Origin of the sequence: Mycobacterium sp. (assembly GCF_035274705.1) — a bacterium.
Classification (GTDB): domain Bacteria; phylum Actinomycetota; class Actinomycetes; order Mycobacteriales; family Mycobacteriaceae; genus Mycobacterium.
The window spans coordinates 65,445-76,851 of the sequence record NZ_DATENY010000027.1 but is presented as its reverse complement, the minus strand read 5'-3'; the positions used below and the strand labels follow the sequence as shown (position 1 = coordinate 76,851).

Here is an 11,407-nt window from a genome sequence, read left to right as displayed (position 1 = left end):
CAGCCGCGAACCCGTGGACGGGTGTGTGGCCTGGGTATATCCCCGGGTCGTCCCCCTACCTTCCGGGTGGGAGGTGCCCCCAGCGCTCGTGCCCGCCGGACGGCTTTCGTTGACCTGCCACTCGTCTGGCGCACCGATCCGGTGCACCGGGTTGATCGAGGTGCGTCCGGCCCACAGCACGTCGGGCGAGTCGAGCACCACGGCGAGCGGACCCGTGACGTCGAAGCGGGCCTGACGGCGTGAGACGACGGACACGGGCTGGCCGTCAATTGCCAGCGCCTCGTCGATGGCTGCCTGCTCGAAGCGGTCCAGCAGCTCGCCGACCGGCTCGTCGATGCGGGTGATGCCGGCCACCGCCTGCGTGCCGGGAATGATGCACACCTGATCGGCGGTGTAGCGGGCGTCATGGGCCTGCCACAGCGAGTCGCTGCGCCACCACCGGCGGACATCCTTGTCGATGACGGGCACGAAGTTCACCGGCTTGCCCGGCGTCTTGCACAGCGTGACGAACCACGGCACGTCGGCCGGGTGCAGCTTGAGTGTCTCCGCCTCGGGATAGCGGGCCTGCAGCGCGGCGATCGCTTGGTCCGGATTGTTCAGCAGCGCTGTGTCATTGAACAAAGTCTCGATCGCGCCGGAATCCTGCGGGTGCAGGCGGGCCTCGGCGCGCTTGAGCATCTCTTCGAAGCGGTCACACCAGGTGTCGGCCAGCCACGGGCTGCCCGGCGCGGCGGTGTCGGCGGTGCTGTCGCCGTCGCCGATCGCCAGCTCGATGTAGCGCTGCAGCCACTGCAGGTAGGACATGTCACCGACGTCGCCGAAGTAGGGCTTGGCGGTGTCGGCCATCGCGGCGATGAGCTCGTCGCGGCGGGCCGCCACGGCCTCGGCGTCACCGGCGACCTCGTCGAGCAGCCGGCCGCAACGCGAGGCGGTGTTGTCGATCTCGTGGATGTCGGCGCCGAGCTGGCTGCGCGATGAAGCCATGCCGCCCTGGGCTTTTCCGGCGCTGATCCAGTGATCGGTGCCGGTGGTCTCGACGAGCATCTGCTTGACCGCGGGCGAGGTGGTCGCCTCCTTGGTCGCCATCGCGGCGGTGCCGACGAGGATGCCGTCGACCGGCATCGCGGGGAAACCGTATTCGGTGGCCCAGCGGCCGGACAGGTATTCGGCCGCCCGCTCCGGGGTGCCGATACCGCCGCCGACGCAGACGGTGATGTTGGGCAACTTGCGCAGTTCGGCGTAAGTCGCCACCAGAAGGTCGTCGAGGTCTTCCCACGAGTGGTGGCCGCCGGCGCGGCCACCCTCGATGTGCACGATCACGTCCTTGCCGGGCACCTCGGCGGCGATCTTGATGACGGACTTGATCTGGTCGATGGTGCCGGGCTTGAACACCACATTGCTGATGCCGACGCTGTTGAGCTCGTCGATCAGCTCGACGGCGTCCTCCAGGTCGGGGATGCCCGCGCTGACGACGACACCGTCGATCGGTGCGCCGGACTGACGTGCCCTCTGCACCAAGCGTTTTCCGCCGACCTGAAGCTTCCACAGATACGGATCGAGGAACAACGAGTTGAACTGGACGGCGCGGCCGGGCTCCAGCAGCTGGGTCAGTTCGGCGACGCGGTCCTCGAAGATCTCCTCGGTGACCTGACCGCCACCGGCCAGCTCAGCCCAGTGGCCGGCATTGGCGGCCGCAGCGACGATCTTCGCGTCGACGGTCGTCGGCGTCATGCCGGCGAGCAGGATCGGCGAACGTCCCGTCAACCGGGTGAACTTGGTCGACAGCTTGACCGAACCGTCGGGCAGCTTGACCGTCGTCGGCTTGTAGCTTGACCAGGCCGGCCCCACCTCGGGCTCGGCGCCGACGGTGAACAGATTGCGCTGCCCCGCGCGGGTCGCCGCCGGAACGATGCCGACACCGAGTCCGCGGATGACCGGAGCGGTCAGGCGCGTCACGGTGTCGCTCGGTCCGAGGTCGACGATCCACTTCGCCCCGGACTCGTGCAGCCGCTCGATCTCAGCCACCCAGTCGATCGGGCGCACGAAGATGGATTCGGTCATCTCGTGTGCCAACTCGGCGTTGATGCCGCACTTGGCGGCCCAGCGGTCGACCACCGCGACGCCGTCGGCCAGCCTCGGGGTGTGGAAGCCGACCTCGACCTGCACTCCGTGGAACACGGGAGAGAACACCGCGCCGCCGCGCAGCTTGTTCTTACGCTCGGCCTCTTCTTTCTCGGTGATCTTGCTGCAGTACAGCTCGAAGCGGCCGAGCTGTTCCGGGGTGCCGGTGATGACGACCGAGCGCCGGCCGTTGCGGATCGACAGCACAGGCGGCAGCACAGTGCGCACGTCCTTGGAGAACTCGTCGAGGAGTTCGGCCATGCGGTCGGGGTCGACGTTGGTCACCGAGACCATTGGGGACTTGTCGCCCCGCCCGACCATGCCGCGGCGGCGCGACACTAGCGAACCGGCCGCACCGATCAGCTGCAGCAGCGCCAGCAGTTCGGCGTCCTTGGCGCCCTTGGCCCGAAGCGACTCGCAGGCCATGATGCCCTGGGAGTGGCCGGCCATCGCGACCGGCGGTGTGTTGTACAGATCGAGGCCCTGCCGCGTCAGCGCGCGAATGGCGGCCATCTGAGCGAGCAGGATGCCCGGGCCCGAGATCGCGGCGGTGATGAGCTGCTTGGTGGCAGGCAACGGCTCCTCGGCGGCCAGCGCGCGGACCCACTGCAGCGGCTCGAAGCCGATCGGGCGCACCACCACCAGCTCACGGGCCACCGGCTCCAGCAGCAACTCCGCCTCGCCGACGACCTCGCTCAGCTCCGATTCGATCCCTGCGGAGCTGACAAGCTCTTCGAGGTTCTCCAGCCACGCGCCACCCTGGCCGCCGAACGCGACCGCGTAGGGTTCACCGGCATTCAGACGATCGACGAGGGCGTGGGTGCCCGTTAGTGCAGCAGTGCCTTCACTGGTCTCGTTCTTACGGTTGGTGGACACTCGGCGCTGTTCGTTGATCGTCACGTCTTGTTATCTCCCTCGGCGCGTATCGCTCGTCGTCTGTCGCGGTTGTCTCTGAAGCTTTTGTGGCCTGCGCTTCCCTGCTCCAGGCCATAGATTCGGCGTCGAATCCGACTGGCTCACGCATGGACGATCTCGCAGACCGCCCAGCGGACACTCCAGCCCCAGTAAGAGTGTCATAAGAGACGGGTCCATTTTCGCGCCCCAAATGGTTACTGGCGAGTTCTACGCATGGGTAACCGCCGATTGCATAACGCGGGCTTCTGTAGGCGCAGAACGCATCCGGGACAAACGTCCTGCATGCAGGTGGTTACGGTCGAGTAAGCGCAACTGCGCTGATCAAGGCAGTATTGTTATGTAATCGTTATGTAAAAAATTCGCCTTGTCTCACGAGGCACATTGCCGCGTTCCAGGTCGACAGATTGACCAGATTTGTCTCGTGATCGCCGACGGCTACCAAAGAGAGTTTGCTGAAACTACTTACTGATCGGTAACGTTTAGTCCCACTGCCCAAACCGGGGCTTGAGAATGTTATTGATGTCCACACCGACGCCCCCAACGGAGCGCTTGTCGATCTCGACCTGATGCAGATGCGCAGCCGGATGGGCCACCTTCCCCGGCGATCCCCAGTTGTGCTGCCAGAAGTACGAGCCCAGGCCGTCTTGAAGGGCCCACTCGATGGTCTTGGAGTTGGCATACACGCCCACTCGCTGATGGCCCAGGACCGCTTCCCATCCGCGCAAATAAGGAGCGACCTGGGCCTTGTACTGCTCGAAGCTCGGGTCGTCGTCGATGGACGCGTAGATCGGAGCGCCGTACGAGCCGCCGGCCGCGACATGTAACTGCCAGCCGCGCTTGGCATGCGAAACGCCTGCGGTCTGACCGCCCAACCAGTCGGCACTGTCCTGCTTGCCGTACTGGTAGCAGGACACGATTTTCAGCCCGTTCTGGTAGAGATCGCGAGCCTCGGGCAGCTGGATCGGCTTGCCCAGCATCCACGCGCCGCCGGGCCTGCGGTCAGACACGTACCGGATCGCCCCTTGCGCGCCAGAAGACCGCAGGTCGGCGGCCGTGATGACGCCGGCTGCATAGTCGAGCAACACGCCAAGCGGAGCTGCCGACGCGCGTGCGGGAGCCAATGCCTGCAGCCCCGCCCCCAGGCCGAGCACAGCAGGCGCCGCGGCGGCGTATTTGAGCACGTCGCGCCGGGATATGGACACGTGCCACAGGGTACGACAAATGCATCACTTTTCACGCCAACGCCACTGGTCACATCTGTATCAAGATTCGCAATCGACGCTTCGCCGCAATGCAGACACCGACGTTGCTCGTCTACGACACCCGCAGGTTTAGGCAATGGTGCGGTGATCTTGGCCCTACACGATCGAGATGTTCGTGGTGATGCCCCGCTGACAACAGCGAATGTGCGGAACCCGCGGTCGCACGCGTACAAGAACACGAAATCCGCGATGAAGCTGCGGCATCACCGTGGAATTCCTACGATGAGCCATGCCCTCGGGGACGGCCGGCGCTCAGCCAGAATCGAATGTGGCTGCCGCCGTTGACGATCCCCAGATCGAGCTGATCGGGCTCCGCAAGGTGTTCGGCGACATCGTCGCCGTCGAGGGCGCCAACCTCGACGTGAGCGACGGCGAACTGTTCGCCATCCTCGGCCCGTCAGGGTCCGGCAAGACGACCGTCTTGCGGATGATCGCCGGCTTCGAGCCGCCCACCGCCGGGGCGATCAAACTGGGCGGCACCGACGTCACCGCGCTGCCCGCGCGCCGCCGCGACGTCAACACCGTCTTCCAGGAGTACGCGCTTTTTCCACACATGTCGGTGGCGCAGAACGTGGAATACGGGTTGAAGGTGCGCGGCGTCCCCAAGGCCGAACGCCGGCGCCGAACCGCCGATGCCCTCGACATGGTGCGGCTGGCCGACCACGCGCCGCGACGCCCCGACCAACTGTCTGGGGGACAACGTCAACGGGTCGCGCTGGCCCGCGCGCTCGTCGGGCGGCCGCGGGTGTTGCTGCTCGACGAACCGCTCGGCGCACTGGATCTCAAGCTGCGTGAACAGATGCAGATCGAGTTGAAGGCGATCCAGCGGGAAGTCGGCATCACGTTCGTCATCGTCACCCACGACCAGGACGAAGCGCTGACGCTGTGCGACCGGCTGGCGGTGTTCAACGACGGGCGCATCGAACAAGTCGGCAAGGCCCGCGACGTCTACGAAAGCCCGGCCAACCGCTTCGTCGCCGATTTCGTCGGGACCTCCAACGTGCTCGACGGCGCTGCCGCCGAAGCGCTCATCGGCAGACCCGGCATGTTCACCATCCGGCCCGAACGCATCGGCGTGTTCCGGCCTGGCACCGATCCCGTTCCCGGCGTGCGGACGGTCGAGGCGACGATTTCGGAGATCATCTACGCCGGGCCGACGACGCGCATTGCCGCCACCGCCCAGGCCGGCGCCACTCTGATCGCCACCGTGCTGACCGCCAGCACCTGGCTGCCACCGGATTTGCATCACGGCACGCCAATCACCTTGGCGTGGCCCGAAAAAGCCGTCCACCAACTGTCAACCGAGGAGTAGCCATGAGATCGACCGCTGTCCGAATCGGCCTTGCACTCACGGCGTGTGCCGCGTTGCTCGTCGCCTGTTCGGGTTCGAAACCCTCCGGCGGCAACGGTGAAACACCGCCGAAGCTGGAACCGCTGTCGGCGGTCGGCAACGGCGAAGGACAGCTGAACATCATCGCGTGGGCCGGCTACGCCGAGGACGGCTCCAACGACAAGAGCGTGGACTGGGTGACGCCGTTCGAGCAACAAACCGGATGCCAGGTCAACGTGAAGGTCGGCAATACGTCCGACGAGATGGTGCAGTTGATGCGCACCGGTCAGTACGACGGCGTTTCCGCCTCCGGTGATGCCACACTGCGGCTGATCTACGCCGGCGATGTCGCACCGGTGAACACCTCGCTGGTGCCCAACTACGCCACGATTTCGTCGTTCCTCAAAGACAAGTCGTGGAATTCAGTGGACGGCAAGATGTACGGGATTCCGCACGGCTGGGGGGCCAACCTGTTGATGTACAACATCGAGGTGGTGCGCGATGCGCCGAACTCTTGGAGCGCGGTGTTCGACGACGCCGGCAAGTACAGGGGCAAGGTCACCGCATACGACTCCCCCATCTACATCGCCGACGCGGCGTTGTATCTGTCCAAGACGAAACCGGACCTCGGTATCAAGGACCCGTACTCGCTGACTCCCGAACAACTCGACGCCGCAGTCGAATTGCTCAAAAAGCAGCGGGAGAACATCGGCGAGTACTGGTCGGACTACACCAAGGAGGTGCAGGCGTTCGAGTCCGGCACATCCGTCGTCGGCACCACCTGGCAGGTCATCGCCAACACCATCGGCAGCGACAACAAGGTTCAGGTCAATACCGTGCTGCCGAAGGAAGGAGCCACCGGCTGGTCGGACACGTGGATGATCTCGTCGAAGGCCGCACACCCGAACTGCATGTACAAGTGGATGAACTGGATTTCCTCGCCTGAGGTCAACGCCCAGGTAGCGGAGTACTTCGGTGAGGCGCCGGCGCAGACCAAGGCGTGCGAACACATCTCCCAGAAAGACTTCTGCGACATCTACCACGCCACCGACGAGAAGTTCGCCGCCGAGATCCACTACTGGACCACACCGCAGAAGCAGTGCGTCGACGGCAGCGGAGACAACTGCACGGCCTACAACGAGTGGGTCGACAAGTGGCAGCAGATCAAGGGTTGACACAGCGCGGCGCCGGCAGACCCATAGCTTCAGCCTGTCTGGCACGCCGCATCAGCCTGATACTTCTGCTGACCCCGCCAATGGCGTGGCTGGTGATCGCGTATCTGGGTTCGCTTGCGGTGCTGCTGGTTTCGGCGTTCTGGTCGACTGACGCCTTCACCGGCGCCGTGGTGCGCACCTTCACCGGCGACAACATCGCGCGGGTACTGACCGACACGGTGTTCCGGACAGCGACCGTGCGCACGATCTCGGTCGCACTGATCGTCACCGTTCTGTGCGCGGTGTTGGCGGCGCCGTTGGCGTTCTTCATGGCCAAGATCGCATCCCCGCGTGTGCGCCTGATGCTGGTGGTGGCGGTCACGACGCCGCTGTGGGCCAGCTATCTGGTCAAGGCCTATGCCTGGCGGATGCTGCTGTCCCCGGAGGGGCCGATGGCCTGGTCGACGGGGTACAGCCCGGGTTACGGCTTGACCGCAACGATCCTCACGTTGACGTATCTGTGGTTGCCCTACATGGTGATCCCAGTTTTCGCGGCGTTCGAGCGCGTTCCCAATTCGCTGATCGACGTGAGCTCCGACCTCGGGGCCTCGGATTGGGCGACGCTGCGGTTGGTGGTGGCGCCGTTGGTGTTTCCCGGCATCGCGGCGGGTTCGATATTCACCTTTTCACTCTCGCTGGGCGACTACATCGCGGTGACCATCGTCGGCGGTAAGACACAGATGCTGGGCAACATCATCTACGGTCAGCTCGTCACCGCCAACAACCAGCCGCTAGCGGCCGCCCTGTCGATCATTCCTCTCGTCGCGATCGTCGGATATTTGCTGGCGATGCGGCGCACCGGCGCGCTGGAGAACGTCTGATGCTCTCGGCCGGCGCGCGACGGGCAGTCCGCATATGGACCGTGCTGGTGCTGGTGTTTCTTTATGCCCCAATGCTTCTCGTGGTTATCAACGCGTTCAACACGTCGCGTTCATTCGCGTTCCCGCCCACCGGGGTCACCCTCAAGTGGTGGGTGGCCGCTTGGAACAGCGAGGGAATGTGGAGATCGCTGGCCAACTCGGTGATCGTCGGCCTCGGCGCCACTGCCATCGCGCTGGCGCTCGGCACTATGGCCGCGTTCGCCGTGCAACGTTATGACTTCTTCGGCCGCAACACCGTGAGTTTCCTTGTGGTGCTGCCGATTACACTGCCAGGGATCGTCACCGGCATCGCCTTGAACGCCACCTTCACGTCGGCGCTCGGTGTCACCCTCGGCCTGGCGACCGTCATCATCGGTCACGCGACGTTCTGCATTGTCATCGTGTTCAACAACACTCAGGCCCGGCTGCGGCGGCTGGGCACCAACCTCGAGGACGCCTCGGCCGACCTCGGCGCGTCGCACTGGCAGACGTTTAGATACGTGACCTTCCCGATGATGCGTGGCGCGCTGGTCGCCGGTGCCATCCTGGCCTTCGCCCTGTCGTTCGACGAAATCGTCGTCACCACCTTCACCGCGGGGCCGACGGTGCAGACGCTGCCGATCTGGATCTTCGGAAATCTGTTTCGCCCCAATCAGGCTCCGGTTATCAACGTGGTCGCGGCCGCGCTCACGCTGGTGGCGATCATTCCCGTGTGGCTCGCGCAGCGCTTCGGCGGTGATCCCGCCACCACCCGGCTGTAGCCGGCTAATCCCGATCGCGCGGCTCGTCCTCGCGCAGCGTCTTCGGCTCCCACTCTCCGCTGAGCATGATGCTTGCGGTGTAGTCCGACACCGCGGTCACCATGCGCTGGCGCAGCGCCTCTTCGAGACGGTCGGCCACGATCTTGTTGCCGAGATCGCGGTAGTCCTGCAAGACCTGGCTCACTTCGGCGACGTCCCCCGGCCTCGGGATGATGGTTTCGCCGAAGCGTGCCCGCGCGCCCTCTTCCAGGGCACGCACTGCCTCGTCTGCCACCTCGTCGATGGTCTCCCGCGTCGATTCGAAGATCCGCAGAATGGCACGGACGTACTCCAATTGATTCTTGCCTCGCGCCACGATCTCGCCCATCGTCTGATCGACCAGAACGACGGCGCCGTCGACGAGTTCGGCCAGACCGTATTCCATCAAACGCCGGGTTTCGTCGCATTCGGGATCGAGGTCGACAATCCGTCGTGCCTGCGCGTCCGATCGCGTCGGCTCGCGCTCCTTTTGGGCCGTCTCGGAGCGCAGACCGAGGACCGCCCGCTGAATCCCGAGAATGTCGGCCAGATCCGCGCCCTGGCGCATGCTCTCGAAAAACTCGGCGATGTGCGCGGAATTGAACCCCTTGCGCAACAACTGGTTGATGGTCTTGAGCTGCGAGAGGTGATAGTCGTCGTAGTACGCCGACCGGCCGACTCGTCGCGGCGCATCCAGCAGGCCCCGTTCTCGATACGCGCGGATATTGCGGGCGCTCACGCCCGAGATCCGCGCGAGTTCGTCCAGCCGGTACTCAGCCAACGCGACACCCCCGACCCATGACGGGGGTGCCCGTCCGCTGTGCGGCACGACACTCCATGCGACCACTTTAGCGGCCGGTGGACGTTTGTGAGCGAAGTCGAGATGTCCTTGTGGATAGGTTGCTAGCTATTCACCCTAAGTGTTGTTATCTGCGGATATGACATTCGGTCAATGACGTCTTATGACACGGCAATGCAGTTTCAGCCAACTCGCATCGGGCGGCCGACAGCCGCGTCGGTGAGTGATTTCACCGTTCGGCAACTGGCATCGGTGACACACGATGCGCGATGATGAAACCGAAAGACATTAAGACAAACCGGTCTTATCGGCTTGAATTCGCGTGGAAAGGTTCGGTGTGCGTCCCTGGATCGTCTGGGCCACCGGACTGCTCGCATACATCGTCGCTGTCCTCGACCGCACCACATTGGGCGTGTCGGGTCTCGAGGCCGCCGATCGGTTCGGCGCCAGTCCCAGCGTGTTGTCGACGTTCGTGGTCCTGCAGGTCATCGTCTACGCCAGCGCACAGGTTCCCGCGGGCCTGCTGCTCGACCGATTCGGCTCCAAGGCTCTGATCGCGGCAGGCGCGGCACTGATGGCGTCCGGCCAGCTGGTGCTCGCGTTCACCGAGGCGTTGCCCGTGGCGATCGTCGCACGCGCCGTGCTTGGCCTGGGCGATGCGGTCACCTTCATCTCCGTGCTGCGGCTGGTGCCGCACTGGTTCAAGCCGCGACAGGTCCCGCTCGTCACCCAGCTGACGGGCATCTGCGGACAGCTGGGCCAGGTGTTGTCAGCCATTCCGTTTCTCGGCCTTCTCACAGGGGCGGGCTGGTCCACCGCGTACGCGTCGGTGGCGGCGGTCGGTGTGCTGTCGATGATGCTGACGCTGGCGCTGGTCAAGAACACCCCGAACGGATCGGCCGTCGCCACGTCCACCACGTCGATCGGCGAGACGCTGGCCAGCGTGAAGACCGTATGGCTGCGGCCGGGCACGCGGCTGGGGTTTTTCACCCACATGGGGACGCAGTTCTCCGTCACAGTGTTCGCGTTGATGTGGGGCGTCCCCTATCTCACCGTGGCCCAAGGCCTTTCCACCGGCGTCGCAGGCGCCCTGCTGACGATCTCTGTCGTCGCGGCCATCTCGACGGGCATCGTTGTCGGCATCCTCACCGGACGTCACCCACACCGACGCTCACGAATGGTGTTGGCCATCATCGGCAGTAACGCCGTGGCGTGGACCGTCGTGCTGGCACTGCCGGGCAGGGCGCCGCTGTGGCTCCTCGTCGTGCTGATCGTGGTGATCTCCGTCGGCGGCCCGGGTTCGATGGTCGGATTCGACTTCGCCCGCACGTTCAACCCGAGCAAGACGCTCGGCACCGCTCAAGGCATGGTCAACATGGGCGGCTTCGTGGCCTCCCTGCTTGTCATGCAGGCGATGGGCCTGATCCTTGACGCCGCAGGCGATTTCTCGTTCGAGTCGTTCCGGATCGCCTGGACGGTGCAATATGCGATCTGGGCGCTTGCGGTCGTCGGCATCCTGATCACACGCGGTAAAGCGCGCCGCCTGATGCGCGTTGAACAAGAACGGATGTTGTTGGAGGGCTTCGAAACTGCGCCAGCGACGCGCTAACGGCTTCGCGCCGACACGCGCCGATTTGCCTTCTTGATGGCCGAGACGAGTTCACCCTTGCTCATCGTCGTGCGGCCCGAGATGTCCAGCTTGCACGCAACATCCACCAGATGCTTCTTCGATGCGTTCGCGTCGACGCCTTCGGCAGACTTGCCCTTTGGGTTAGGTCCACCGCTACGCGCCCGGGAATCGGACGGCCCCTTCTGGGATTTCGGCTCCCAATGGTCGCCGACCTTTTCAAAGCTGTGTTTGAGCGCGTCGTAGGCGACCCGGTGCGCGCGTTCGCCCTCTCCATACTGCTTGACCGCGGAATCGTGGGCCTTCGCAAAGGTGCGCTGGGCCTTGGCAGGCGACTTCCGCAGCGTGCTGGGCAGCTCACTCTTCTTGGCGCTGCCGCCCTTCGTCGTCTTCGCCATCGTGGCCTCCTCGTCGAAGTGCTGGACTTTCAGGCCGCCCAGGCGGTATCGCCGAGGTTCGCCGCCAGGTAAAGGGGCAACCGGGCCGCTTCTTGACCTTCA

At 64.8% G+C, this 11,407-nt stretch carries 9 protein-coding genes; 5 read left to right on the top strand and 4 right to left on the bottom strand.

Going from position 1 to position 11,407, the window contains the following annotated elements:
* Both VJV41_RS07300 and VJV41_RS07295 read right to left on the bottom strand, forming a co-directional pair.
* Positions 1–3,021: fatty acid synthase subunit beta domain-containing protein (locus tag VJV41_RS07300; protein ID WP_325332575.1), on the bottom strand; the 3,021-nt coding region annotated here is incomplete at its 3' end.
* 494 nt (positions 3,022–3,515) lie between these two features.
* Positions 3,516–4,238, bottom strand: coding sequence for a DUF1906 domain-containing protein (locus VJV41_RS07295; protein ID WP_325332574.1), 723 nt, complete (start codon positions 4,236–4,238; stop codon positions 3,516–3,518).
* 289 nt (positions 4,239–4,527) lie between these two features.
* Between VJV41_RS07295 and VJV41_RS07290 the strand changes: the two genes are divergently transcribed.
* The 4 genes from VJV41_RS07290 to VJV41_RS07275 are packed head-to-tail and all read left to right on the top strand — an operon-like array spanning position 4,528 to position 8,463.
* A complete protein-coding gene (locus tag VJV41_RS07290; RefSeq protein ID WP_325332573.1) occupies positions 4,528–5,610 on the top strand; it encodes an ABC transporter ATP-binding protein in 1,083 nt (360 codons plus the stop codon).
* 2 nt (positions 5,611–5,612) lie between these two features.
* Positions 5,613–6,803 (top strand): ABC transporter substrate-binding protein, encoded by a 1,191-nt coding sequence (locus VJV41_RS07285; RefSeq protein WP_325332571.1) that lies wholly within the window; start codon positions 5,613–5,615, stop codon positions 6,801–6,803.
* Entirely contained in the window at positions 6,782–7,663 is an 882-nt protein-coding gene (locus VJV41_RS07280) for an ABC transporter permease (RefSeq protein WP_414684900.1), read from the top strand. Before VJV41_RS07285 ends, VJV41_RS07280 begins: the two co-directional genes overlap by 22 nt.
* The gene (locus tag VJV41_RS07275; protein ID WP_325332569.1) at positions 7,663–8,463 is read left to right on the top strand and encodes an ABC transporter permease; all 801 of its coding nucleotides are present in this window, start codon (positions 7,663–7,665) and stop codon (positions 8,461–8,463) included. Before VJV41_RS07280 ends, VJV41_RS07275 begins: the two co-directional genes overlap by 1 nt.
* Before the next feature lie 4 nt (positions 8,464–8,467).
* On the opposite strand, the gene VJV41_RS07270 is transcribed toward VJV41_RS07275, so the two are convergent.
* Positions 8,468–9,262: a MerR family transcriptional regulator gene (locus VJV41_RS07270; RefSeq protein ID WP_325332567.1), complete on the bottom strand. Its 795-nt coding sequence runs from the start codon at positions 9,260–9,262 to the stop codon at positions 8,468–8,470.
* Between the two features lie 355 nt (positions 9,263–9,617).
* On the opposite strand from VJV41_RS07270, the gene VJV41_RS07265 reads away from it, so the two are divergent.
* The gene (locus tag VJV41_RS07265) at positions 9,618–10,889 is read left to right on the top strand and encodes an MFS transporter (RefSeq protein ID WP_325332565.1); all 1,272 of its coding nucleotides are present in this window, start codon (positions 9,618–9,620) and stop codon (positions 10,887–10,889) included.
* Here VJV41_RS07265 and VJV41_RS07260 read toward each other — a convergent pair.
* A complete protein-coding gene (locus tag VJV41_RS07260; protein WP_325332563.1) occupies positions 10,886–11,305 on the bottom strand; it encodes a ChaB family protein in 420 nt (139 codons plus the stop codon). The two genes, VJV41_RS07265 and VJV41_RS07260, sit on opposite strands and share 4 nt — an antisense overlap.
* Positions 11,306–11,407 lie beyond the last annotated feature (102 nt).